Annotated in this window: 24 protein-coding genes and 1 pseudogene; 11 read left to right on the top strand and 14 right to left on the bottom strand. The window is 52.9% G+C overall.

Annotated features, from left to right (window positions below):
* Window positions 1–53: 53 nt before the first annotated feature.
* The 4 genes from queC to queF are packed head-to-tail and all read left to right on the top strand — an operon-like array spanning window position 54 to window position 2,509.
* Window positions 54–722 carry a 7-cyano-7-deazaguanine synthase QueC gene (gene queC / locus GQY55_RS13090; protein WP_160041993.1) on the top strand — a complete coding sequence of 223 codons (669 nt, stop codon included), beginning with the start codon at window positions 54–56 and terminating at the stop codon, window positions 720–722.
* Window positions 722–1,213, top strand: a complete 492-nt coding sequence (gene queD / locus GQY55_RS13095) for a 6-carboxytetrahydropterin synthase QueD (protein WP_160042300.1) — start codon at window positions 722–724, stop codon at window positions 1,211–1,213. Before queC ends, queD begins: the two co-directional genes overlap by 1 nt.
* Window positions 1,210–1,968 (top strand): 7-carboxy-7-deazaguanine synthase QueE, encoded by a 759-nt coding sequence (queE, locus tag GQY55_RS13100; protein ID WP_160041995.1) that lies wholly within the window; start codon window positions 1,210–1,212, stop codon window positions 1,966–1,968. Before queD ends, queE begins: the two co-directional genes overlap by 4 nt.
* 43 nt (window positions 1,969–2,011) lie before the next feature.
* Window positions 2,012–2,509 carry a preQ(1) synthase gene (queF, locus tag GQY55_RS13105; protein WP_160041997.1) on the top strand — a complete coding sequence of 166 codons (498 nt, stop codon included), beginning with the start codon at window positions 2,012–2,014 and terminating at the stop codon, window positions 2,507–2,509.
* Window positions 2,510–2,635: 126 nt separating this feature from the next.
* On the opposite strand, the gene GQY55_RS13110 is transcribed toward queF, so the two are convergent.
* Both GQY55_RS13110 and GQY55_RS13115 read right to left on the bottom strand, forming a co-directional pair.
* On the bottom strand, window positions 2,636–3,487 hold the full coding sequence (locus tag GQY55_RS13110) for an anti-sigma factor domain-containing protein (RefSeq protein ID WP_160041999.1): 852 nt from the start codon (window positions 3,485–3,487) through the stop codon (window positions 2,636–2,638).
* Window positions 3,456–4,073 carry an RNA polymerase sigma factor gene (locus tag GQY55_RS13115; RefSeq protein ID WP_160042001.1) on the bottom strand — a complete coding sequence of 206 codons (618 nt, stop codon included), beginning with the start codon at window positions 4,071–4,073 and terminating at the stop codon, window positions 3,456–3,458. The genes GQY55_RS13110 and GQY55_RS13115 overlap by 32 nt, the downstream gene beginning before the upstream one ends.
* A gap of 229 nt (window positions 4,074–4,302) precedes the next feature.
* Here GQY55_RS13115 and GQY55_RS13120 point away from each other — a divergent pair, with 229 nt between their 5' ends.
* Genes GQY55_RS13120 through GQY55_RS13130 form a run of 3 tightly spaced genes read left to right on the top strand, consistent with a single transcriptional unit; the run spans window position 4,303 to window position 7,527 of the window.
* Window positions 4,303–5,466 (top strand): COG1470 family protein, encoded by a 1,164-nt coding sequence (locus GQY55_RS13120; protein WP_160042003.1) that lies wholly within the window; start codon window positions 4,303–4,305, stop codon window positions 5,464–5,466.
* The gene (locus tag GQY55_RS13125) at window positions 5,466–6,479 is read left to right on the top strand and encodes an ABC transporter ATP-binding protein (RefSeq protein WP_160042005.1); all 1,014 of its coding nucleotides are present in this window, start codon (window positions 5,466–5,468) and stop codon (window positions 6,477–6,479) included. The genes GQY55_RS13120 and GQY55_RS13125 overlap by 1 nt, the downstream gene beginning before the upstream one ends.
* Before the next feature lie 58 nt (window positions 6,480–6,537).
* The gene (locus tag GQY55_RS13130; protein ID WP_160042302.1) at window positions 6,538–7,527 is read left to right on the top strand and encodes an ABC transporter permease; all 990 of its coding nucleotides are present in this window, start codon (window positions 6,538–6,540) and stop codon (window positions 7,525–7,527) included.
* Window positions 7,528–7,786: 259 nt separating this feature from the next.
* Here GQY55_RS13130 and GQY55_RS13135 read toward each other — a convergent pair whose 3' ends face one another.
* Window positions 7,787–8,329, bottom strand: coding sequence for a dihydrofolate reductase family protein (locus tag GQY55_RS13135; RefSeq protein WP_160042007.1), 543 nt, complete (start codon window positions 8,327–8,329; stop codon window positions 7,787–7,789).
* A 96-nt stretch (window positions 8,330–8,425) separates the two neighbouring features.
* Between GQY55_RS13135 and GQY55_RS13140 the strand changes: the two genes are divergently transcribed.
* Window positions 8,426–9,331, top strand: coding sequence for a helix-turn-helix transcriptional regulator (locus GQY55_RS13140; RefSeq protein WP_160042009.1), 906 nt, complete (start codon window positions 8,426–8,428; stop codon window positions 9,329–9,331).
* Window positions 9,332–9,428: 97 nt separating this feature from the next.
* On the opposite strand, the gene GQY55_RS13145 is transcribed toward GQY55_RS13140, so the two are convergent.
* Together GQY55_RS13145 and hemG are read right to left on the bottom strand one after the other, a co-directional pair.
* On the bottom strand, window positions 9,429–11,162 hold the full coding sequence (locus GQY55_RS13145) for an RNA polymerase sigma factor (protein ID WP_306434040.1): 1,734 nt from the start codon (window positions 11,160–11,162) through the stop codon (window positions 9,429–9,431).
* Between the two features lie 229 nt (window positions 11,163–11,391).
* Entirely contained in the window at window positions 11,392–12,786 is a 1,395-nt protein-coding gene (hemG, locus tag GQY55_RS13150) for a protoporphyrinogen oxidase (protein ID WP_160042306.1), read from the bottom strand.
* A 225-nt stretch (window positions 12,787–13,011) separates the two neighbouring features.
* Here hemG and GQY55_RS13155 point away from each other — a divergent pair, with 225 nt between their 5' ends.
* Entirely contained in the window at window positions 13,012–13,524 is a 513-nt protein-coding gene (locus GQY55_RS13155) for an acyl-CoA thioesterase (RefSeq protein WP_160042011.1), read from the top strand.
* A 121-nt stretch (window positions 13,525–13,645) separates the two neighbouring features.
* Here GQY55_RS13155 and GQY55_RS13160 read toward each other — a convergent pair whose 3' ends face one another.
* The 3 genes from GQY55_RS13160 to GQY55_RS13170 all read right to left on the bottom strand — a co-directional run bounded on the left by GQY55_RS13160 (window position 13,646) and on the right by GQY55_RS13170 (window position 17,151).
* Window positions 13,646–14,044: a potassium channel family protein gene (locus tag GQY55_RS13160; protein ID WP_160042013.1), complete on the bottom strand. Its 399-nt coding sequence runs from the start codon at window positions 14,042–14,044 to the stop codon at window positions 13,646–13,648.
* A 57-nt stretch (window positions 14,045–14,101) separates the two neighbouring features.
* Window positions 14,102–14,608 carry a hypothetical protein gene (locus tag GQY55_RS13165; RefSeq protein ID WP_160042015.1) on the bottom strand — a complete coding sequence of 169 codons (507 nt, stop codon included), beginning with the start codon at window positions 14,606–14,608 and terminating at the stop codon, window positions 14,102–14,104.
* Window positions 14,609–14,754: 146 nt separating this feature from the next.
* Complete coding sequence (locus GQY55_RS13170; protein ID WP_160042017.1) at window positions 14,755–17,151, bottom strand: YcdB/YcdC domain-containing protein; 2,397 nt, start codon at window positions 17,149–17,151, stop codon at window positions 14,755–14,757.
* Window positions 17,152–17,289: 138 nt separating this feature from the next.
* Here GQY55_RS13170 and GQY55_RS13175 point away from each other — a divergent pair, with 138 nt between their 5' ends.
* Window positions 17,290–17,475, top strand: a complete 186-nt coding sequence (locus GQY55_RS13175) for a hypothetical protein (protein WP_160042019.1) — start codon at window positions 17,290–17,292, stop codon at window positions 17,473–17,475.
* Window positions 17,476–17,554: 79 nt separating this feature from the next.
* Here GQY55_RS13175 and GQY55_RS13180 read toward each other — a convergent pair.
* Window positions 17,555–18,319: pseudogene (locus GQY55_RS13180) on the bottom strand (SDR family oxidoreductase).
* A 681-nt stretch (window positions 18,320–19,000) separates the two neighbouring features.
* Between GQY55_RS13180 and GQY55_RS13185 the strand changes: the two are divergent.
* Window positions 19,001–20,182, top strand: coding sequence for an MGDG synthase family glycosyltransferase (locus tag GQY55_RS13185; RefSeq protein ID WP_160042021.1), 1,182 nt, complete (start codon window positions 19,001–19,003; stop codon window positions 20,180–20,182).
* A gap of 77 nt (window positions 20,183–20,259) precedes the next feature.
* On the opposite strand, the gene mnmH is transcribed toward GQY55_RS13185, so the two are convergent.
* The 5 genes from mnmH to GQY55_RS13210 form a co-directional block, all read right to left on the bottom strand.
* Complete coding sequence (gene mnmH / locus GQY55_RS13190) at window positions 20,260–21,339, bottom strand: tRNA 2-selenouridine(34) synthase MnmH (RefSeq protein ID WP_160042023.1); 1,080 nt, start codon at window positions 21,337–21,339, stop codon at window positions 20,260–20,262.
* Between the two features lie 10 nt (window positions 21,340–21,349).
* Entirely contained in the window at window positions 21,350–22,399 is a 1,050-nt protein-coding gene (selD, locus tag GQY55_RS13195; protein ID WP_160042025.1) for a selenide, water dikinase SelD, read from the bottom strand.
* Window positions 22,400–22,608: 209 nt separating this feature from the next.
* The gene (locus GQY55_RS13200) at window positions 22,609–23,658 is read right to left on the bottom strand and encodes a M15 family metallopeptidase (RefSeq protein WP_160042027.1); all 1,050 of its coding nucleotides are present in this window, start codon (window positions 23,656–23,658) and stop codon (window positions 22,609–22,611) included.
* Window positions 23,659–23,856: 198 nt separating this feature from the next.
* Complete coding sequence (locus GQY55_RS13205) at window positions 23,857–24,393, bottom strand: NADPH-dependent FMN reductase (protein WP_160042029.1); 537 nt, start codon at window positions 24,391–24,393, stop codon at window positions 23,857–23,859.
* A gap of 205 nt (window positions 24,394–24,598) precedes the next feature.
* Window positions 24,599–24,964 carry a globin domain-containing protein gene (locus GQY55_RS13210; protein WP_373309159.1) on the bottom strand — a complete coding sequence of 122 codons (366 nt, stop codon included), beginning with the start codon at window positions 24,962–24,964 and terminating at the stop codon, window positions 24,599–24,601.
* Window positions 24,965–25,253 lie beyond the last annotated feature (289 nt).

A 25,253-nucleotide genomic window follows, 5' to 3' on the forward strand; every position in this document is an offset into this window, starting at 1 on the left:
AAGCGTTTTACCTGCGCTTGTACGACAAATTTTGAAGATGGAGAGGTTTTTTTATGCTCAAAAACGAAAAAGCGGTCGTCGTATTCAGCGGCGGCCAAGACAGCACCACCTGCCTGTTCTGGGCCAAACGGCAATTTGCGGAGGTCGAGACGGTGACGTTCGACTATGGCCAGCGCCACCGTCTTGAAATCGAATGCGCGCAAGGGATCGCCAAAGAACTCGGCGTCAAAAACACCGTTCTGGATATGAGTCTGCTCAATCAGCTCGCCCCGAACGCGCTGACAAGAAGCGATATCGAAATCACGCAGGAAGACGGCGAGCTGCCGAGCACCTTCGTCGAAGGAAGAAATCATCTGTTCCTCAGCTTTGCGGCCGTGCTGGCCAAGGTGTCCGGCGCCAGACATCTGGTGACCGGCGTTTGCGAAACGGATTTCAGCGGATACCCGGATTGCCGGGACTCTTTCGTCAAGTCGCTGAACGTGACCTTGAATTTGGCGATGGATTACAATTTCGTGATCCACACGCCGCTGATGTGGCTGGATAAAGCCGAAACCTGGGCCATGGCGGACGATCTCGGCGCATTCGATTTTGTTCGCGAGCGGACGCTGACCTGCTACAACGGCGTCATCGGCGACGGCTGCGGCGAATGTCCTTCCTGCCAGCTGCGGCGCAGGGGCCTGGAACAATACCTGGAGCGCCGGACGCAGGAGGCATCCCGATGATGGGCCGAACGCCGGGCGAATTCCGGATCGTCGAGAAACTGCAGCAGCTGGGAACGGACATTCAGCCAAGCGAATTGAAATACCGCCATTACCGTGTCATGGTCAGCAAAGAATTTACTTTTGACGCCGCCCATCACCTGCACGCTTACGAAGGGAAATGCAAAAACCTGCATGGCCATACCTATAAAGCGGTGTTTGGGATCAGCGCATACCCGAACGAGATCGGAATCGCTGCCGATTTCGGGCTGATCAAAGAAATATGGAAGCAGCGCATCGAACCTTATCTCGACCATCGTTATCTCAATGAAACGCTGCCTCCGATGAACACGACCGCGGAAAACATGGCGATTTGGCTGTATGAGCAAATGGAAGCCGCGCTTGCCGAAAAGCCGTATGCCGATCTGATCGAGCAAGGCCGTACGGAATTCGTGAGGTTATACGAAACGCCGACCAGCTACGCCGAATTTCGGAGAGAGTGGGTGGAAGCATGAGCGAAACGCGCAGCACCGTGAAGTCCCCTCCCCCCATTCCCGTATTGGAGATATTCGGTCCAACGGTTCAAGGCGAAGGCATGGTCATCGGGCAAAAAACGATGTTCGTCCGCACCGCCGGCTGCGACTACCGCTGCGCTTGGTGCGACTCCGCATTTACTTGGGACGGAAGCGGAGTCAAGGACATCCGGAAGATGAACGCCGCGGAGGTATGGGGCGAGTTGAAACGCATCGGAGGAAACCGTTTCTCGCATGTGACGATTTCAGGCGGCAACCCGCTCCTGCTTCCCCAGCTCTCTTCCCTCGTGGAACTGCTTCAATCCGAAGGCATCCGGATCGCCGTAGAAACCCAAGGCTCGAGATGGCAGGATTGGCTGGCGGAAATCGATGAAGTCACGATATCGCCGAAGCCGCCAAGCTCCGGAATGACGACCGATTGGGAACGGCTGGACGATATCGTGGACCGGCTCCGCAGACGTCCGGTTCCTTACGCGTTCAGCTTGAAGGTCGTCATATTCGATGACCGGGACCTGGAGTACGCGGAGTCCGTGCTTTTCCGTTATCCCGGCGTGCCGATGTATTTGCAGGTCGGAAACCGGGATACGTCGCGGATGGACAAGGACAGACATGCCGCCGAGCTGCTCATGCAGTATGAGTCGTTGATCGACAAGGTTACGGCATCGGAAGCATTAAACGAGGTGCGCGTGCTTCCGCAGCTTCATACGCTCGTGTGGGGCAATAAACGGGGCGTTTAGGACGAAGCGAACGATCTCTTTTTTACAACAAGGAGGAAAAACAATGGCTGGAAGACAACCTGATGAAATGAAGGATTTGACGCTGCTCGGCAACCAGGGGACGAAATACGTGTTCAAATACGCGCCCGAGGTGCTTGAGAGCTTTGACAATAAACATGCATACCGCGATTATTTCGTGAAATTCAATTTTCCGGAGTTTACGAGCCTGTGCCCCATTACGGGCCAGCCGGATTTCGCCACGCTGCATATCAGCTACATTCCGGACCAAAAGATGGTTGAGAGCAAGTCCCTGAAATTGTATCTTTTCAGCTTCCGCAACCACGGCGATTTCCACGAAGACTGCATGAACATTATCATGAACGATCTGATCAAGCTGATGGATCCCCGCTATATCGAAGTATGGGGCAAATTTACGCCACGGGGCGGGATTTCCATCGATCCGTATTGCAATTACGGAAAACCCGGAACCAAATACGAAAAGATGGCGGAACACCGCCTCATGAACCATGATCTGTATCCCGAAAAAATCGATAATCGCTAATCGGGCGAACCAAGCAAAAAAGCCGCATTGCTGCGGCTTTTTCATTTTAAATGCGGTTGCCTTCGTTTCTCGATCTAATAAAGAGGAATTTGACAGATGCATTTCTTGCATTTTTGCATTTCTTGCTCAAGGCTGCTTATTCAACTTGATCCTTACGGTTTCGGGTCCGGTCTGCACAAGGCTTCCCCCTTTGGGCTCCAGACTGATCACGATCCGGTCGGGATTCATGATGCCGTATCCGTAATAATACCCTTTTCCTTGCAGATTGCGGGTTAACATCATTCCGGCGCTGAACGATTGCTGTTCATGCTGAAGCCATACCTGGTAATCCTTTTCCTCGGACGGATTTAATCCGTCCATGACGATGAGCAGTTCGCCCGAGTCCGGATTGATCCAAAGCCCTCCGGAGCCGTGCAGCGGCGGAAGCGGCGCGATAGGGTATTTCTCGTAGTCCGCGGATTGCATGTAAGCGATTTTTGAGGTTACCTGCCGCTCGATGGACGCGTCGGAAGGGTTTGCTTGATGTTTCAAAGCGAACAGCCCGGCGAACAAGCATATCATCAGTGCCAGCCCGGCTGCGCCTGGAAGGATAAATCTGCGCTTTAGCTTCAGCCGAATGCGGAATGAGCGCAGCAAGGCAAGCAAACGAAGCTTTCGGCCCAAACGCGCGGGAGGCCCGAAGTCGGGTTGAACGGTACGGGCGATCATTTTGTCGGGTTCAACCATGCAGGCTTCATCTTCCGGCGTGTTTCCTTGCTCCCGCAAGCTTAAGGCTTGCATTTCCGGAACCGCCATTAAACTTTCCCACTCGTTTAGCCTTTCCGCGCAATGCGAACATTGCGCAGCATGGGCCGCAACCCGCAGCCGCTCGGCTTCCCCCAGACGATTCATGGCGTAATCGACCAGTTTTTCTTCGGGCAGGACAACACAATTGCGGCTCTCCTCTTTATTCCCACTTTCCGGTCTCCATGAATGCATGCGGCTCACCTCCGTTCGCTGCTTGTTTCGCCTGATTCTCCTGCAGCTGTCCCCGCAAATTGCGAATCCCGTATCGGATCAAAGATTTGACGGTGCCCACGGGCTTTTGCATCCTGTCGGCAAGTTCGCGGTGCGAGAGCTGCATGATGTAGCTGCCGTACAGCGCCATCCGCTGCAAAGGCGGGATGCTGCCCAGCGCATGGCGGATCCGTTCCCGATCCAGATGCCGGAACGCTTCCAGTTCGGCGGATTCAAGCTGACCCGCCCAATGCGACTCGCTCAAATCCCCGCCTGTTTGTTCCATGGCGGCCACGCGCTGTTTTTTCCGGAGCCGGTCCATCGCCCTGCTCCGCACGCGGACGGCAAGCCATGCTTCCACGCTCCCCCGCTCCGGGTCGTATTGGCCCGCCTTTTGCATCACTTCGATGAAGACCTCCTGGCATACATCCTCCGCTTCGAGCGCATCCTTCAGCCAGTGCTCCGAAAGCCGGTAAACCATGGGCGCAAACGCATCATAGAAACGGTTAAAGGCTGCCGCCGAGCCTTCCGCGATTTCTTTGAGCCACTCGGCAGGATGTTCTTCCATCTTCGATGATCCCCCCTCATGTGTCATTCACCCTTTTTCAAGTCCGGGCTGTCGTGATTATTCAGCAACATTTTAGCAGAAGCGGATGGGAACGGATTCACCTTCCTGAGAGTTTTATCTGATTTTCAGCAATTTTTTATCTTTTTTTAAGCTTCGGATAAATCCGATTCCGTTCCGGGCTACGTACTCCAAATGAAAAAAACAATTTCAATTAGGAGGGTTATGTTTCATGACACGATTCCTTAGGAACATCAAACTGACGGGCCTTATTCTTGTTATTGCGCTCGGAATCGGGCCGCTTCTCGGCGGCATATCCGCCCACGCAGCCGGCGGGGTGACTTTGTATACTTCGTATACATCCATCTCGGTCCCTCCCGGCGAATCGCTGAATTATAACGTCGAACTGAAAAACGATACCGGCAGCGTCATCACGGCTCCACTCTCCATCCCCGACCTGCCTCAAAACTGGACCGCCAAAATGACCGGCGACGGCTGGGATTTGAACGAAATTTCGGTTCTGCCGAATTCGTCGCAAACGATCTCCCTTGCCGTTACGGTGCCGATGCAAATCGATAAAGGCACGTACCGCTTCACGCTGAAAGCCGGAAGTTTGGCTTCCTTGCCGCTGACCGTGCAAATTACGGAAAAAGGCACCTACCAAACCGAGCTGACCACCGAACAGGCCAATTTGGAAGGCCATTCGGACGCGACGTTTACGTATTCGGTCAATCTGCAGAACCGGACGGCCGAGAAGCAAACCTATGCGCTGACCTCCCAAGCGGAACCCGGCTGGGACGTCACATTCAGCGCGGACAGCAAGCAGGTGTCTTCCGTCGAAGTGGATCCCGGCGGCAGCAAAGCGATTACGGTCAACGTCAAACCGGCGGAAAACGTCACGAAAGGAACGTTTAAAATCCCGATTCGCGCCTATAACCAATCAACGGACGCCCAGCTTGTCCTTGAAGCGGCCATTTCCGGAAAATACAGCATGGAACTGACGACGCCCAGCGGATTGCTCAGCACCGACGTCAAAGCCGGCGGCAGCAAAACGGTCGAACTCGTGGTCAAAAACACCGGCACGGCCGATCTGACCGACATCAATTTGACGTCTTCCGCGCCAAGCAATTGGGAGGTTACGTTTAATCCGAAAACGATCGATAAGCTGGCGGCCGGCAAGTCAACCACCGTCGAAGCCAAGCTGACGTCCAGCGATAAAGCCATTGCGGGCGATTACGTCACGGACATGACGGCGCAAGCTTCGGAAGCTTCCTCGACGGCGACCTTCCGGGTAGCGGTCAAAGGCTCCGTTCTTTGGGGTTGGATCGGCGTGTTGATCATTCTCGTCATCCTCGGCGGAATCTATGTGCTTATTCGTAAATACGGGAGGAGATAATGGTGGCGGAAACAGTCATCGACATCGAGCAATTGTCCAAAAGCTACGGCACCCATCGGGCCGTTGACAGCTTGTCCCTGCAAATCCGCCGCGGTGAAATCTTCGGTCTGCTCGGCCCGAACGGCGCCGGGAAATCCACGACGATTCTGATGCTGCTCGGGCTCAGCGAGCCCGATGGCGGAACGATTAACGTGCTCGGCATGAATCCGACCCGGCAGCCGATCGAAGTCAAACGCCGCGTCGGGTATTTGCCCGACGACGTCGGCTTTTACGAGGATTGGACCGGCCTTGAGAACCTCAAGCTGACCGCAAGGCTGAACGGAATCGGCGAAAAGGAAGCCCATGAACGCGCGATAAGGCTGCTGGACCAGGTGGGCCTAAAAGAAGCCGCCCACAAAAAGGCAGGCGCCTATTCGCGCGGGATGCGGCAGCGCCTCGGACTCGCGGACGTGCTGATCAAGCGGCCGGAAATCATCATCCTCGACGAACCGACGCTCGGGATCGACCCGAAAGGGATCGACGAGCTGCTGGCGCTGATTTACGGACTAAGCCGGGAACAAGGGTTAACCGTCTTGTTATCCTCCCACCAGCTGCATCAGGTCCAGCAAATTTGCGACCGGGTCGGATTGTTCGTCAAAGGCAAACTGCTCGCGGAAGGCAATCTCGATACACTGACGCGCCAACTGCTGACGGATACGCCGATCCTGATCACCGCCGAAGTGGATCGCGCCGACCGGCAGCTTTTGGACGGATTGAACGATTTGGAAGGAGTTCAGGGTGCGGAAGTAGCAACGCAGGATCAGGATGCGTTTCTTGCGCCAAGCAGCCGCGTCCTGATCCAGATCGGGTGCAGCGAGGATTGCAGCGATGCGATTGCCCGGTTCATCGTCTCGTCGGGCGTATCCTTATTCAGTCTGCAGCGGAAACAATACGGGCTGGACGAAATCTATCGGCGTTATTTTGCGGGAGGTGAGGAACGTGGAAGCAAGCGCACTAAAAAAACGGTTAAATAAATGGGTACATGAAGTATCCGAGAGGCTTCCCGACGGCTTCCGGAAATTTGCGGGCTCCTTGTCGGACCGCGACCGGTTTGACAAGTCCAATGCCAATCCGGCAGCATTTCGGGTGCTTGTCCGCAAGGAAATCGCCGACCATGTCCGGAGCTGGCGCTTTATTCTGCTTCTGGCCATCATTTTTTTGACTTGCGTAGCCTCTCTTTATACGGCCTTGCACAGCCTGCAGGATGCCATCAAATCGGAAGACGGCTACAGCGATTTCGTCATCTTGAAGCTATTCACCATCTCGGACGGCACCTTGCCTTCCTTTATCGGGTTCATCGGGTTTCTCGGGCCGCTGCTGGGGATCGGCCTCGGTTTTGACGCCGTCAACAGCGAACGCAACAAGGGGACGCTCAGCCGGATCATGGCGCAGCCTATCCACCGCGACGATCTGCTCAACGCCAAATTCACCGCCGCCCTGTTTATCATCGGGTTCATGTTTTTGGCGCTCGGCCTGCTGGTTTTATCGCTCGGTTTGCTTATCGTGGGGCTTCCCCCGTCCTTCGAGGAATTGCTGCGGATTATCGCGTTTTTGGTCGTGACCGTATTTTATATCGGATTTTGGCTTAACCTGTCCATCCTGTTTTCGGTCCGTTTCCGCCAGCCGGCAACGTCGGCGCTGGCCGGGATCGCCGTTTGGCTGTTCTTCAGCTTCTTTTACGACATGATCCTGAATCTGGTGTCCTCCGTGCTGCTGCGCAACGGCCAAAACGCATCCGTCGACGACATGCTGCATCATGTCAGCCTGATGATGGGGCTCAGCCGGATTTCGCCGTATACGCTTTTTAATGAAGCGACATCGACTCTGCTGATGCCTACCGTGCGCAACCTGGGGCCGTTGACGACCGAGCAGGCATACGGGGCCATCGACAGCCCGCTTCCGTTCGGGCAAAGCCTGTTGCTCGTGTGGCCGCAGGTCACCGGACTTGTTGCGCTGACGCTGGTCTGCTTCGCCATTTCCTATGTGATGTTTCTTCGTCAGGAAATCCGCGGCCGCTCATAAGCCGATAACTTCGGCACATCCACGGAAAGCAGCTCTCCCTGAAAACCTATCCGGGGAGGCTGCTTTTCGTTTAGCGACCTTTTCGTTTCCTTAGGAAGGGCGCTGCGTGGACCGGAATGGAAGAGGACGTTCAAGCCTGTTCGTACGCCCACCAGTTACGGGCCAAGCAAATATGATGAATTTGTCTACTATGAACGACAAAAAGCGCCTTGGCCAAGGCAGGCCACAACGCTCTGAACAGGAAATCCGGCACCTATTTTTAATGAACCTTATAATGCAGCATGGCAATATCCCCGAGTCGTTTGATATCGTGCAGTTCGAACGTCGAGGGAACGGTTCCTTGCGGAAACAATGGGATGCCGCGGCCAAGCACCTTCGGGACGACGGCAATCATGGCTTCGTCCATCAGCCTTTCTTCCATGAAGGCTTGGACCAGCTTGCCGCCGCCTGCGAGCCAGACCGCTCCTTCGGTTTGTTTTTGGAGCCGCTGGACCAGTCCCGTCAGCGCCTCGTTCGTAAACGTGACATGAGCGTTTTCTTTTTGCCCGGACGGATTGCGGGTTACGACGTAACAAGGTTTGCCTGGATAAGGAAATTCATCAGTCAACTTGAGCATCTCGTCGTAAGTCTGCCTGCCCATGATGATCGTGCCTACCGTGCCGTAAAATTCGGCGTATCCGTTGTCGCCGCCGTCTCCTTTGACGTCCATCAGCCAATCCACAGAACCGTCCGGCAGGGCAATATACCCGTCCAGACTGATCGCAAGATACAACACCACTTTTTTGGCATTCGATTGGTTCATTGGTTTATCGCTCCCTTCTGATTCTATGCTACAATACATTTATGACATTAGTTGTCGTATATATAGGGATTGATGTTCGGAAGGAGCGGACCAAGGATGAATGAACGCAGAGTTGCTTTAATGAGAATGCTCGATTCGCGGAAAAAGTATACCGCCCGCGAGCTTGCCGAGCGGTTTAACGTCTCGGTGCGGACGATCCAACGGGATCTCGATTATTTGCAGCAGATCGGGCTTCCTCTCTACACCGAAACCGGACCGCACGGCGGGTACCGGGCGCTGCCGAATCGGCTTCTCCCCCCGCTTCACCTGTCCCGCGACGAAGCAATCGGACTGTTTTTGATGCTGAAGCTGTTGGAGGACCTTCCGGACATCCCGTTCGGGGAGGTGCGCGCCCACTTGTCCGAACACTATTATGCCGAGCTTCCCGAAGACGTGCAGGTTCGGGTCGACCATTTGAAGGATTACGTCGCCTTTCGCATGACGCCTACCACGGCCGCATCGCCTTTTACTTCGCTTATTTTGGAAGCCGCCATGGACAAACGGCGCGTGCGGATGACATATGCCTCCGCATCCGGCAGGAAAAACCTTGAGGTACATCCCGTCGGATTGTATTTTGAAAACGGATATTGGTATATGCCGGCATTAGGCAGGGATCGGATCCTGCTGTACCGGGCGGATCGGATTGTCGACATAACGATGCTGGATGGCACCGAATCCGGGCTGCCAACCCTCAAACAATGGCTGCATGCTACCGGCCCGCATGAAGGAATACCGGCCAAAATCCGGTTTAGTCCTTTTGGCGTGCGGCTGGCCGAATCCGATCCGCTGTTTCAAAACATTTCCGGGCAGGAGTGGGCCGGGAGCATCCCCCCCGAGGAATTCCCTTTCATGTCCCGCCTTTTGCTCAAGTATGGACCGGAAGCCGAAGTCCTTTATCCGGAAGAGCTGAGAGGTATGGTCAAAACCCTTCTTCAGGATAGCTTAAAACCGTATTTGACATGAAGCTGCGAAAAGCGGCGAAAACCCGAAACGGGAAAAAGGCCTGACCGATTAAGATCAAGCCTTCTTTTTTATTTTATGTCATTAATTATTATCGACATTAATCAATGAAGTTCGACAGATTTTCCAGCTGCTTTGCCCCTTGTGTTTCGAGCTTTTTCGCTTTTTCCAGCAAAGCGATCGCCTGCGGCGCTACCTTCGGGTCATTCGGATTGCCTCCTTCGGGATACGGGAACAAGGCATGTAGTTCCGCGAAAGCTTGAGCGATTTGACGATAAGTTTCCGCCGCTTCGCTCAATAATCGCTTGACCTTTTCATCCCCTTGCCCGGCCGCTTCCCAGCTGCGGGCCGCCTCTTCCAAAAACCATGCCGCATACTTCCGGCTGTCTCCCACAACCACGGCGTTATAAGCGTTCCCGTTTGCTTCCACGCCTTTGCCGCGGAACGCTCCGATCCACACGTCGTACGCTTTCAGACCATTGACGGCTCCGGCATGAACGTTCGGTTCTTTGCCGGAATAATGCTCCTTGATCATGTCCAGCGCCCCGCGCAATCCATCCTTAAACGAGGCGGGATTCACGGCGTCGACGGCCAGCACGAAAATTTCTTCCATCACGCCCCGTCCCAAACTCTCATAGGCGAGGGTATCTTTGCGGCCGCATTCCTCCATGTAAAGAAGTTTTTGCTCGTCGTCATATCCGTAGAGCATGCCGAACTCCGGAATGCACAGATCCCATGCAAGCACCGGATATCCCCGGTCCAACGACTGATGAATCAGTTCAAGCGCTTCGGGAAGCGCCTGATGGATCCCCCTTTTTGCCATCGCTTTCGGGCCCTTCTCTGTTTCATCAAGCAGATTGTAGTTCTCGACGATCCCCGGCTTCATCCCGTTGACGATCTTGACGCTTAGCCCCAAGTTTAGAAGCCCTCTGCGGAACACCTCCGCAAAATCGAAAGCCGTCGGTCCGGCAATATGAACGTCCGGCAGCACCTGAATCCGGAATGCCAATGCGGTAAGTCCCATGACCATCGCCAAAGAGTCGTCTCTCCCGGCCGCCTTGGCCAGCGCATGCAGCACGTTGCCCGCCGTTGCCCAAGAATGGGCGTTCTCCTGCCATTTTCCCGTCTCCAACATCGTTTTACCCATCGTACCCCAATCCTTTCTCGTTTGAATATAAGAGTCAACGGTAATCCGGATTCGTTCCTGAATCACTTTTTTACGGGTGCGGGAAATCACTTGATAGACATTGGCGGATGACAGGCTGAACTCCCGGGCGATTTCCTGAGGGGATAGCTGGCGGAAAAAATGCGACTCGAAAATTTGCCTCTCCCTCGGTTTCAGGCAGGAGACGATCTCCATAAGCACCCGCTGCGTTTCCAGCCGCATCAGCCGTTCCTCCGGCAGGCCATCCTGGAGCATTTCCTTTTCCATCCCGCGGGCGACGCGGTTCAGCACATAGTCCAGTCGTCCCCACATTTCGATTTCTTCCTCGCCTCCGGACATCGCCGCCTCAAGCCCGGTAAAGGTCGTTTCCCGCTGCCGGCCGCCCTGTTTCAAACGGGTCATCGCCTGATTGCGTACGATCCGGTGAACCCATGGCAAGAAACGCTCGACATCAACCAGCTTGCCCAGATGGAGAAATGCGCGGATCAGCGCATCCTGAACGATATCCTCCGCCGCGTGGGCTTCCTGAACCATGCTTCGCGCATATCCGTACACCTTGGAACGGTGCCTGCGGACCAACTCGCCGAAAGCCTCCCGGTTCCCTTCCTTGGCTTCCGCGACCAGCGCCGCATCGTCCAATGTTTCCCAGTCTTCGATCATTTCCCGCACATGACTCAAGTAAAGATCCCCTCTCTTACGTTGACTTGCTATATTGACTTCGAAAGGCAGCGATTTCTGACAAAATGGAGCGGCTCTTTGTAAATTTTTTTTCTGATGATTTAGGTTAACCCCATTATCCGTGATTTCAAGGTGCTAGCCAATCCCAATGACGGGGGTTTGCCGGGCGAATGCAAAAAAGGCTTCGGATCCAAAGTCCGAGCCTTTCTTCTAAAAAGCGTTATTCCGAGATGCGTTCCAGCATTTTGGCCGCCGTTTCCTCCCCGTTCGCGATGCAGTCCGGAATCCCTACCCCGTAATAGGAGCATCCGGCCAACAAGACGTTCGGAAACAGCTTCTCCATTTTCGCTTCGAGCGATTGGACGATTTGATGGTGCTTGATATGATAGTTCGGCATCACTTCATGCCATTTCGTTACGTTATATGTCAGCGGTTTGCTTGCGATTCCCAAGCTGGTTTTAATATCTTCCATGCCGATTTGCAGCAGCTCGTCTTCGGTCATGTTCACCAGGGATTCGTAATGCGGATTGACGCTCTTGTAAAAAAGTCTGACCAAAAGCCGGCCCTCCGCCGACGTATGCTCCCATTTCCGGCTTGTCCATGTGCATGCGTTGCATTTCACATCGTCGCTATCCGCCGTTATAAAGCCGGTGCCGTCTGCCGGCAGTTCCTCGTCAGGCACGTCGAACGCCATGTACACGCTGATCAGCGAGCTGTGCCGGAATTGATTAAACTCCTCATCCAGCCGTTCGTTCTTCAGAAGTTTTTGGGCCGCAGCGGATAAGGTGCCGATCGCTACGACGTCGGCTTCAAGCACGCGTCCGTCCATCAGCGTAATCTCGTAGCCGCCGCCCGCCGAGGGCTTCAAAGCTTCGGCAGCGACGCCCTTGAGGATTTCGGCTTGATCCAGCTTCTGCTCCAATCCGTCGATCAGCTGGGAAACGCCTTGGCGAAACGACAGGAACTTCTTCCCGCCCCCGCTTTGGAATTTTGCCTTATGTTCGGACAATCCCCGAATGATGCTTCCGTATTCGTTTTTATAATCGATGAGATACGGCAGCGTCGAGGCGATGGTCAGTTCGCTCAGCTTTCCCGAATATACGCCGGACAGGACGGGAGCGATCTGCTTTTGAACCAATTCCTTGCCGAGAAATGCTTCAAGGAACTCGCCTACCGAGTCGTCTTTGGTAAAAGTCTCGTTGGGGGTATAAAAGTCTTTAAGCGCTTCGACCTTCCCTTCGGCCGACACCAATTCCGTCGTCGCCAGCGACTCGATGCTTGTCGGAATGCCGAAAACGGCCTCTTTCGGAATTTGTTTCAGCTTCCCGTCGGCATAAATATACGAGACACCCGTTGCGTTATATACGACTTCGTACTTTAAACCCAGCTCTTCAATTAGATCGGCCGCGTTCGTTTTGCGCGTTACAATGGAATCGGCGCCCGTTTCCATCGTGAAATCTCCGTCATGGACGGTTCTGATTTTGCCGCCTAACCGCTCTTCGGCTTCCACAATCGTAATATGAATGGTTTGTCCGCTTTCGCGGGCTTTTTTCTGCAAAAAATAAGCGGCAGACAATCCGGTGATGCCGCCGCCGATAATCACTGCTTTTTTCAAAATCGGGACACCTGCTTCCGTCATAATCGATGCCTCCATTATATCACAGCCTGTTCGATCGATTCCCGCGTCAATTTGTGACGTTCCTACGACAATGCGATGAGTATGTATAACTATCAAGTTTACATAATATATTTTACGTATATCTAAATAAATGTGCATGGGTATTCGGATACAGGAAAATACTACAGAAACGAAAAACGCAAACCAAAAAGAGGGATGATCATGGAACAACGTTTTGCAAAAGAATCGAAATGTTTTAAGATCGCGCGTGTCTTTCCTACGGACGTCAACAACCACGAAACGCTGTTTGGCGGCAAATTGATGGCTTACATCGATGACATCGCTTCCATTTCCGCATCGAAGCACAGCCGGAAAATGGTCGTGACGGCGTCAACCGACTCGGTCGATTTTTTGCTGCCGATCCGGATGACCGATTCGGTTTGTTTGGAGTCGTACGTCACCTGGACGGGAAGAAGTTCGATGGAAGTGTTCGTGAAGGTCATTACCGAAGATCTGAGAACCGGTGAGCGCCATATCGCCGCAACGTCGTTTTTGACGTTCGTAGCGATCGGTGAGGATAAAAAACCGGCGCCGGTGCCGAAGGTCATACCCGAGACGGAAGAGGAAACCCGGCTTCACGAGACGGCGCCCCGCCGGGCGGACATGCGCAAGCATCGCAGGGAAGAAAGCAAAAAATTCGCAAATTACTTAACCATCGATTTTCCTTGGGAATAAGCTCTTCGCTTCAGCCACATGGCGTCCGTTCGTATCTGAGCATCTTGCCCCATCATTTTTTTGAATGGTTAGAAAAAAAGACGGGCGCCCTTCATATCCAATTCATGCTTGATCCGGCTCCTTAACGGCTTTCTTCCGATCGTCCGCTCCGCCCGCCGGTATGTTGTTTCTTTTGATCCTTCTCCTTATCCTCTTCCCGTTGGCTGCTTTTGATGACACCGTATGCGATGTAACTCATCAGCGCCATGAACAGCCCCGTGCCGACGACGATATACAGCATCGTAAAAATTTTGCCGAATGTGGTGTGAGGAACGAAACTCGGATGGCCCGACGTGCTAAGGGTGGCAATACAAAAATACAGGGCGTCCAACACAGGCAGTCCTTCCTCGCGCGAATAAAAAATCGTCCCTGACAACAGCATGAACACGATCACCACGAACAAAACCCTGAACCTTTTATGATGAAAAACATGGAACAGGCCGCTTAACAGCCGTTTTAACGTCAGGACAAACGAAATCATGGTTGTATATTCACATTCTTTCGATGCAGGTTCATTTGGCACCCTTCCCAAAATACTTTACCGGAATGACAGCTTTTCTTTAAATAAGGATTTTCCGCTCTCCTTGTCTGTCATTTCGAGCCAGCCTTCGCGGGTTTCCCCGAGAAAGCGGATCGGCAACTGTGTCCAGAGGACCAGCTTATGGTTCACCGGCACAAAAGTCGTCTCATCATCAACATGCCCAACTTTTACGCTGCTAATCATGTCCCCGAACATTACGCCTTTATCGTCCGCGCCGAGGAATGTAATTCCTACTTGGTCGTATTGTATCCGGTCTAAATCCAAAACGAGGTTGATCGCGTAGTCATCGGCGCCGTAGATGATGGAGCCGAAATCGGTTTTAAGGGTGTCGGCTGCAGCCGTTTGAATCGTGCCGCCCTCTTGTTCGCGGACAGGCTCGCCGCCGGAAGACGGCGCCTCCGCTTGTTTCTGCGGCGGAGCGGCCAAGCTGTATACGATCAGCGCCAGCGCAACGGCTGATACGCTCCATAACAAAGGTTTGGATTTTTGAGTATGAGTAGCCAAAAAGCCCACCTCCGGACTATATAAAATCATGAAAACATGAACGGTCATTGCCCTTTCCAGCTCTCCGCCATCATCTCGCGCCACACGGAAAATCGATCATTTGAAAAAGAATCCGGCTGCCGTATGCCGCAGCCGGATTCGATGGTTTAGTAGCCAACGATTGGGGAATCCACCTTGCCTTGCATGTGAGCCAACAACACGAGCACTTGAGCGGCATCGGCTTTGGTCACCGTTTTACCCGGCTCGAACTTGCCGTCTTTGGCGGACATCAGCCCGAGTTGAATGACCTGCTTCACCACCCCTTTATTTTGGATGGATCCGGCATCGGACAGAGCGAGGACTTGAGGATCCGCGTCATAAAACTTGGCCAATTTATCGTAATTCAGCAGGTTCACGATCGTCTCGGCCAGCTTCTCCCGCGTCAATTTCTGTTCAGGGCGAAGTTCTCCAGACGTATCCGGAAGCCAGCCCCGGTCCGCCAAAAACTGGACCGCTTCGGCATAAGGGCTATCGGCCGGCACATCCTTGAATTGTTTCCCGAGACGGCCCGGATCGTAATAGTTGGAACCCGGATTTACCCCTTTTGCGATCATCACCAGCAAATCGCCGTAAGTCAGCTCCGCATCCGGATGCAGCAGCCCGTCATTTCCCGGCGCGATCACGCCGTATTCCAGCAGTGTCGCAAGATCCTTGCTTGCAGCATGCGAAGCGGCGTCCGAAGGAAGAACGGCCGCGGCTTCGCCGTTTTGGGAGGACGGGTAAGCATAGATTTCGCTTTTTCCGGTAACGGCGTTAATGAACGGCAATCTCCGTTCGCCTTGAAAGGTTGGCATATAAGCCAGCAGGACTTTGGGCTCCACGAATTTGGTTTCCGTGTAAAAACCGCCGGTCGAGGCGTAAATAAGCTGCGCTCCCAAAGCATCCCGATACGTTTGAGCCGCTTCTTCCGGTTTCACTTTCGCCGCCAATGCATCAAGCTCCTTTAGGTTTTGGGAGGAAAGCGGCAGGTTCGCGTTATAGGAAATCATTTTTCCGCTGCCGTCCAGCACAAGGTTTGCTTGATAGTTGTACAATGGCAAATCCTTGTAAAATTGCTGGAACACGAATCTATATTTCGTTTTGCCGTCTGTCCGATCCACGGAAGACTCGTTCGACAGTTTTAATGTCCGGGCAGCATCCGGGTAGAAGCGTCCGACAAGCCCGAACGCTTTTTCCCGCGCCTCCGATTCGGAAATGGCCGAAGCATTGTTGTTTGCGCCCGCTTTCGAATTTGCCGGGGCTTTTTCGTCCACATTCAGGTAGATCGGATATTCGTTAATATTGTAATTGAGCAGTTGTCCCGTTTCCGCGTCTACCGTCATATACACGCTATCGCCGGGCATTCCCGCCCCGGTTTTTTTATACCAGTTCAAATTCCAAACCTGCTTCCCTGTCCCACTCCAATAACTGCTGAGCGAGGAGGAAAGCGAGTATTCGTTTCCTGAAGGAGCGATATCGCCATACAGCTGAAGTACTTCTTTGGAGGTCAGCGTTCCGCCTTGGCGGGCTTTAAAGGAATCTTTGCCGGCAGGCAGCGCCGTATACTCAAAGGTTTGAGGAACAGGCGTATCCGAAATCAGGAGCGGATTGATTCTTTTCCCGGTTCCCGCGTCCATGGACGTCAACGAAGGAGCGGGTATGTATTCCAATCGCCAATCCTTTTTGACATTAGCTTGATTAAACACATCGTTAAAAGGCACGTAGGCGAGCGTAAGAGACAGATCCTTTTTAAACGACTCCACCGCTTCCGATGAAGAGATCTTAGGCTTGGCGGACGGATACGATTTGACGGTGGACATCCGGTTGTAGCTGAAAATTCGCCCTTTTCCGTCGACGCCGACATTGAAATTTTCGGCATCGGAAGGGATGCCGTTCACTTTGGCGGTATAGCTGAAATTGTAGGTGACCGGTCCGAACAACGTTTTGCTGCCATAGTAGGCTCCATCCTGGGGAACGAGGTCATCGACTTTAACCGAACTGGCGGCTTGCGCGATAAAATCCTTGGCTGCTTTTTCGGCCTGGGCTTTACTGATTTCAGGAGGATAATAGGCTTTGTTATCGGGGGACAAATACTCCGGTTGATAGAAACTAAGCACATCGCCCGTAACGGCATCCACACCGGTTGTAAAAGAATAGGTGCTGTTTCCTTTCGTCACCGTCCATGTCAGCATCCATACCGATTCGGTGCCGGGATTGTTCATCCCCTCCGAATATTCGGTATCCTGCAGCTTCGCTTCCTGCAAAACCGGAAACAAGGCGATCATTTTTTTCGCGGCTTCCTCTTTGGTGATTTTTGCTTTTTCCCCTGTCGCTGCGCCGGCGGGCGCGGCCGGACTCTCCTTTGCCGTCGCCGTTCCGGTTCCGGATATGGATTCCGGCGATGCTCCCGCCCAGACAGGGATTTGAAGCAGGCTTAGCCCGATCGTTCCGGCAATGACGGTTTTGGCTACTTTGTTGGCGGAAACAACCGTACGGGCTTGTCTCTTGGACTTGTGGCGCTTCATCCTTTCAACCTCCCATGATTTCCATATAAAACCAAAATAATTATAGCATACCATTTCATTTTACGCAGTTTGCTTGAGTTCATGTTTAAAATGTTTTATGCTGGAAACGTAACATGTATAACAAGGAGCGATGTTTGGATGAAGAAACGGAATAAGATGTCCGCGAGATCCGCACGGACCGGAGAAGCAGGGCCGGTGCTTGGAGGACGAATCACTTGGAACCGGAAGCCGATGACGCAAGTCGTCATGAACAAAAAAGCGGAGCAGCGCCGAACGTGGTGCCGTAAAGGCACGGACGACGGCGCTTTTTTTATTGCTTCCTGACCAGTTGCCTACCCCCGACGTTTGAACCCCGCCTTCATTCTATTTTTAATGATTCCCGGATAACCTTAAGCAATGAAAATTAGTATGCGGTCCAACCTGCGTCGGCGGTGATCACCGTGCCGTTCACGAAACTGGAATCGTCGGAAGCCAGGAAAAGCGCGACTTTGGCGATTTCCTCCGGTTTGCCGTTTCGAGGGTTGAATCCGGCGCCGGACATGGCTTTCCTTAACCCGCGCGATTCGGGGTTCATGTCACCCGCGTCCGCCATAATATTCGTCTCTACGCCTCCCGGAGCAATCGCGTTGCAGCGGATGCCTGCATCGGCGTATTGGAAGCCCACGTTTTTGGTCAAGCCGATGACCGCATGCTTGGATGCGGTGTAAGCCGCCCCGGCGCGTGAACCGTACAATCCGCCGACCGAAGCCGTGTTGATGATAACCCCTTTGCCTTGCTTGATCATGATCGGGAGGGCTTTGCGAATCGCGCGCATCGGTCCCGTCGCATTCACCGCAATGACGCGTTCCCACAGCTCATCCGTCAATTCCGTAACCGGTGTCATTTTGTCCATGATCCCTGCATTGTTCACCAGTATATCCAGCGAACCATACGTATTGACAGCGGTTTCAATCATGTTCTGAACGTCTTCTTCCTTAGCGACGTTGGCGGTGACGCCGACCGCATGTCCCCCGTTTTGCTTCACTTCCGCAACGACTTAATCAAGCGAAGCCTGAGTGATATCCGCAAGGACCAGCTTGGCGCCTTCACGCCCGAACAACAGCGCCATTTCTTTTCCCATGCCCGAACCGGCACCCGTAATTACCGCAACTTTGTCTTGGAGCTTCATCGCAATTCCTCCTATGGGATATATAATTAGACATCATGTCTATAATATATTGTAATGCTTGTCCCCGAAGGCTTCAAATCGTTTATACGCGAAAGTATGGCTATTTTCCAAATTTCCGCTAATGATTTGATTGTATTTTTACATGCTGAAAATACGACGCATACGATCGGCCTGTAAACTCAAATCGGGCAGTGCCTTGTTTCCTGCAGATTTTGCCGTATTCGGGCTATGATTGATATTCAAGGAACCAGAAATTCCCGGCAAACAACGATGTTAACTTTCCTTGTGCTGCCGTCCCGCTTTTCATATTTTGCATCATTTGCCCTCTTGATCAGACATAAATTCCCTAATAATCTATTATTAGTAGAATAACAACCGATTTTCATGCCCGCTGCTTTCTTTTCGAAAAAATTTCAATAACCTTGCATGGTTATCTTTTTGCGCATCGTCTAACTACATAGAACAACCCGAACAGGCAGTGTTCCCCCGACCTTGGTCCAGCATGAAACCAGTCCGCGGTCCGTTTTGGACCCGTATCGATTCGTCATACACTTAAATTAATCACATATCGCGACCAAGCATAGGGCTGAACGCCGCATGCATTCACAGGGTTACTTAACGTTAGAACATAAGCTGCCTTTTTACGAACGGCATCCAATATATAAGATCGAAGGTGATCATATGCGCAAGAAAAGAGTACTGATTTTATCCGAAGGTTTCGGCAGCGGGCATACCCAGGCCGGATACGCGTTAGCCGCAGGCATGAAAAAAATGAACCCCAACATTCAAGCCAAGGTGATTGAACTGGGTTCGTTTTTGAACCCTACCGTCGCTCCCTGGATCATTTCGGCATATCGTCTGACCATTCATACCAATCCCGGTCTTGTCGGTTTGCTCTACCGCAAGCAGCACGATAAACCGCTGAGCAAACTGACCACCATGGCGCTGCACCGGATATTTTATCATCACACCGCCGAGGTCATCGAGCATTTGCGTCCGGACCTGATCGTGAGCACGCACCCGATTCCGACCAACATCATTTCCAGACTTAAGGCTGCCGGACTGAATGTTCCGTTGTATACCGTCATTACGGACTACGACGCGCACGCTTCATGGATCAACAAGGAAGTCGACCGCTTTCTCGTCTCCACCGACACCGTCCGCCAGCTTCTTCTCGACCGCGGGGTATATCCGGAAAACGTCAAAGTGACCGGCATACCGGTCCATCCGGACTTTTGGTCCTCCGAAGACAAAACCTGCGTCCGGAACGCGCTGAACATCAAAAACATGCCGACCGTCCTGGTGATGGGGGGCGGATGGGGACTCGTGTCCAACCATCGTCTCGTTCAGCAGCTCGTTCGCTGGAAAGACCAGGTCCAGCTCGTATTCTGCTGCGGCAGCAACCAGAAGCTGCTGGATAAATTGAAAAACGACCCGAGATTCGCGCATGAAAACATTGTGCTCCTGGGCCATACCCGCGAGATCAGCAAATGGATGGACGCCTCCGATCTTTTGATCACCAAACCGGGGGGAATGACCTGCACCGAGGCGCTGGCCAAAGGTCTGCCGATGCTGTTCTGCGAGTCGCTGCCCGGCCAGGAAGAAATGAACCGCGAATATTTCGTCAAACGCGGATACGGGGAAGCGCTGCAGAACGAAAACGTCCTGGAAGAGTGGCTGCGCAAGCTGGCGCACGGCGAACAGCTCCGCTTGGAACGCGGCTCCCAGCCTTCCCGCTTCGACTCCCCCGCCAAGGATAGTTACAGCCCGAGCCGATGCGCGACTGAGGTGGCTAAAACGCTGGAATACCCTCAGCAGCGCGAGGGCATGATCAACGTGCATGGCATTCCGGTCGGAATTTGATCCGCTGCAAAATATAACTATAAAAAAAGAGAGCCCGCCAGCTCTCTTTTTCGGTATATAAACGATATTCAGCCAAATTATGCGCCCGGCTGAACCTTTCGCTCCGTCGACTCCGATTTCGACAATTCCCGCAGGCGCTCTTCGATTAGCATCACGGCCTCATCAATCGTTTCGAAGGAAATCGGCTTTAATTTTTCGAATTCTTCCCCGTAGGAAGACGCCGTATGGGCATATCTCGGATCATAATAATACGAAAGCAGCAACTCCACCGCGCGCGCGTAATCGCCGGACAGCAGGCAGCTTTCGATTTCCTGGGCGATCGGCGTATGGATGCGCGATTTGATTTGCTTAAATGCATTGAGGCTTTGTTCCGCATGCTCCGCCGGCCGGTAATCTTGAATAATGTTCCTTACCCGCAAATCCGTCGGCGCCTGCAGCAGGATGTGGGTGCCCTTTTCCTTCTTTTCGATCAGGAACTCCGGCAAAACCACTTTGCCTATGCGCTTGCTTTCCGCCTCGATCAAAATGTACGGCTCATGGTTGTAACGCAGAAGCTCTTCCAGCAACAGCGCGTCGAACGTTTTCTGATTATGGCTTTTCAGCCCGATCTCGCCGAAGATCGATCCTCTGTGGCCCGCCAATCCTTCCAGGTCGATAACCGGATATCCTTTGTCTTTCAAGGCTCTTAAAATTTCCGTCTTGCCGGTGCCGGTATAACCGTGAAGCACGTAAACCTCCGGTGAAAATTCGAGGCTCCCCAGCGTTTCGACCACCCAGCGGCGATAAGCGCGGTAGCCTCCGTCCAAACGGTATACGTGGATCCCCATCAAGGAGAGCACGGTAGCCGTCGTCCGGCTGCGCATGCCGCCTCGCCAGCAAAAAACGGCCTTGTTGCCCTGAATTTCCGCAAACTCTTTGACGAACGCGGGCAGCTTGGCGGACATGATCTCGAGGCCGCGCTCCTTGGCGGTTTGTACGCTGACCTGCTTGTACAACGTCCCGATTTCGGCCCGTTCTTCATCGGTAAAAAAAGGAATGTTGATGCTTCCCGGAATGGTCGATTCCGCGAACTCGGAAGGAGAACGCACATCGATAACCGTCATTTCTTTTTTGCTGCGAAGTTCATTCAGTTTTTCTATCGAAATGTCCTGGAACATAGAAATCTCCTTATTCGATCACGATTTGTCCGCTGCCGCTTGCCGTAACCTCGCCGATGATGTTGGCCTCGACGCCCGCTTTGACGAGCTCTGCATGGAGTTTCTCCGCTTCGTCCGCGCCCACGGAAATAAGCAGCCCCCCGGAAGTCACGGCATCGCACAGAATCCAGCGGTCGATTTGATCCATCGTTTCCGGAAAACGAACGCTGTCCTTCACATGCTCGTAGTTGTTTTTGGAACCACCCGGGACCTGCCCCTCTTCCGCCAGTTCGCGCACTCTAGGAAGCACGGGAACGTCATCCTTGCGGATCCGGATCTCTACGCCGCTTCCTTTCGCCATTTCGAGCGAGTGGCCCATCAGGCCAAAGCCCGTCACGTCCGTGCAAGCATGAACGTCGTAACCTTCCATCACTTCGGCTGCCGTTTTGTTTAAGGTTGACATCACCTGAGTTACACGCGCAATTTCTTCGGCCGTTAGGCGGTCCTTTTTGATGGAGGTGGTCATGATGCCGACACCGATCGGTTTCGTCAGGATCAGCTTGTCCCCTACCTTCGCCCCGGCGTTGCTGCGTACTTTATCAGGATGGACCAGTCCGGTTACCGCTAAACCGAATTTTGGCTCTTTGTCGTCGATGGAATGGCCGCCTACAAGCGTTGCTCCCGCTTCCTTCACTTTATCCCCCGCTCCCCGCAAAATCTCGGAAAGGATCCGTTTATCCAGCGTGGAAATCGGGAATGCGACAATATTTAATACCGTTAAAGGTTTTGCCCCCATGGCGTAAATGTCGCTGATGGCGTTTGCCGCGGCGATTTGCCCGAAGGAATAGGGATCGTCCACGATCGGCGTGAAAAAGTCGAGGGTTTGCACGAGCGCCAATTCGTCATTCAGCTTGTATACGCCGGCGTCGTCACTGGTGTCCAGGCCGACGAGCAAGTTCGGGTTCGGCTCTGCGGGAGGCAGGTTCCGAAGCACCTGGCTTAGGTCGGCCGGGCCGATCTTGCAGCCGCAGCCCCCTTTGCTCGAAAGAGAAGTCAATTTAATGTTCATATCGGAATTCATTCGTTTGCACGACCTTTCATCTCACATAATGTATCGGAATCCATTTTTTTCATTTCCGTTCCGGATTGGACAATGTCCCCTATAAATCGTACACATCCCTCGGAAAAAAGGCAAATGAAAAGAACAGGACTCCGGCGCGCATCACGCATGCCGGAAATCCTGTTTAACGTCTCCATCCGCCTCAATATTTCCTAGAAGAGGGCCAAAACTTATTTGGATACGGGGACCGCACTGCCAAAATATTGTTCCAACGTCGTGGAACGGCTCGCGATTTCATTCGCGATACGGGTGCCCACGTACCGCAGATGCCAGGGCTCATATTTATAACCCGTAATCGAATCTTTGCCTTCCGGATAACGGATGATAAATCCGTATTCATGCGCGTGTTTGTCCAGCCATTTCGCTTCTTTCGTGCCGGCAAAACAGCTTTCCGCGGCACATTTGCCCGTGATCCCGGATACGTCGATCGTCAGCCCGGTCTGGTGCTCGCTGTGGCCCGGACGGGCGCTGTACGTATCGGCCGCCTTAACGCCGTCGCGCTGGACGTAGTTGTTATACAGCGTCTTTTGCCGGGATTCCGACCGGTAACCGGATACGCCCGCCAGCTCGACCCCGTCCTTTTTCGCAGCCGCAAACAGCTTCTCTAGCGCCGCCGCCGCTTCCCTGCGCATTTTGCGTTTATCCACTTTTTCCGAAAAAATAAACGGTACGTTCGGGTAGACAAGATCCGGCGGGACATAACCTTCCGGGAGCCTGTACGTTTTATTGACCAGCACCTCGATGCTCTTCGGATTGGATACGACATGCTCTACGCTGTACGTATTGATAAAACCTTTTCCACCCGTTTTGCTGCTGCCGCTTCCCGTCCCCGAGGCCGATTTGCCGCCCGTTGGCGTCTTTCCGAAGGAAGCGTTTTGGGAGGGCTTTCCGTTTTGCGCCGCTCCCGTGTTCGTGTTTTTTGCGGGTTTGGACTGATCCGCAGCCGGTTTGGCCGGTTTGGCAGGCTTGTCCTGACCGCCCACGCTGCCGGACGGCCGTTGGTCCTTATCTTGCTCAGGTTTGTTTTCCGATGAAGCCGAACCGTCGTTTTGTCCATCCAGAACGGTCGTCGGCGTACCCTGCGAATGCTGCTGTGCCAGTGCGGGCGGTTTTTCAATCTGTGCGCCATCCGCTGCCGGAGCCTGGTTTTTCCCCCATGCCCAAAAACCTCCCGCGACGATCAAAACGGCTGCTGCAAAGGTAACGATATATTTACGCATAAACGAGCATCTCTCCCCATGTTAAGCTTGTTCCCCGATAAAAATCCCTTTGTTTCGACATTATGATCTACAAATCTATGAATCTACTATTTCATTATACGACAAAAAATGACCTGATCAACTGATTGATCAGGCCATTCGTTCCTAATTCATAATTTTGCAAAATCCTCATTTAAAAGCTATGTAAACCGTCAGTCTTTAAGACTTTAGGCGTTTTTGCATAAATACGAGTTCTGCGGCGAGTCTTTCGATCCGTTCCAGCACGTTGGGATCATGGATTTCCTTGAATTCATTAAAGTGATCGTCATGCACATAGACGTAACCGGGGGCAACGTACGATCTGAAGTAGCCGGCGATGGGCTTCAACTGGTTCTCGATGACGAGGTAATGCTGATAGGTTCCCCCCGTCGCCACGAATCCGACGACTTTTTGCTGCAGCGCGGACTGCGGAATCAAGTCGAACAGATTTTTGAGCACGCCGGACATGGAGGCTTGATAAATCGGAGTGCCGATCAGGCAAAAATCGCTGGAGCTGACGGCATCGATTACTTTTTTCGTGTCCCCCGTATACGCGGACGGATCGCGCCCGTCGCAAAATTGGACATCGTAATGTTTCATGTCCAGCAGTTCGGTTTCGATTTCCGGATCCAGTTTTCTGACTTCTTCCAATACTTTTTGTACGACGATGGCGGTTTTGCTGCCGATGATCGCACCTGATATTCCAACCAGCTTCATGAAGGCAGTCTCCTTTTCATGCAGAGGCGCCGCAACATGCAAGGATCCCACGGATCCGGTTTGGCAATGCCCCTATGGTGATGTTCGCTTTATTTTGCCGGTAACGGGAGTATTCCTTCAGCCGTTTTCTGCCGTTACATTAAGTTCCTTACACTTCCTATCTTATTCCCATATCCGTTCAAAACGCAGCTTGTATAGCGAAAAATTACATATCGGCTTCTTGTTCGTCCGTGTTTACGAAGAAATATGCGGTCATAGCCAGACGCTCCATCATCTGCTCGCGCAGCGCGGAGTCTTCCACGACTTCGTCCATCGCCTGCTGCATGCAGCTAAGCCAAGCGGTCGCCCGGTCCGGCGTGATCGGGAACCGGATATGCCTTGCCCTCATGCGGGGATGGCCTTCCTTCATCGTATAAAGCTGCGGCCCTCCGAAATATTGCGTCAAAAACATTTCCTGTTTCTCCATAACGGGCCGAATGTCTTCCGGAAACAACGGAGCAAGCAGCGGATGTTCAACGACTTTCGGGTAAAACGCTTCAACGATCGCGCGTATCGTCTCCGCCCCGCCCATCTGCTCGTAGTAGGATATCGGCCGCCGCGCCGTTCCCCCCGGCTGTGTTTCAGCGTCATGATTGCTGTCTGAATTCATAAAAAAATAAAGCCTCCTTCCGGAAATGAGGAATGTTCGCCGCATCCCCGAATACATAAAAACGGACAGGCGGCTTTTCCATATTCATGAACGGCGCTTTTGCCAATCGCAGCCATTCTAATTAGTATACATAAATGTATATTAATTATTATAATCCTTTAAACCCTTTGTCAAGTACGGATCATGAATATTGTTTTACTTTTTATACATA

The sequence above is a fragment of the Paenibacillus sp. USDA918EY genome, assembly GCF_009870825.1.
Lineage (GTDB): Bacteria > Bacillota > Bacilli > Paenibacillales > Paenibacillaceae > Paenibacillus_AQ > Paenibacillus_AQ albilobatus.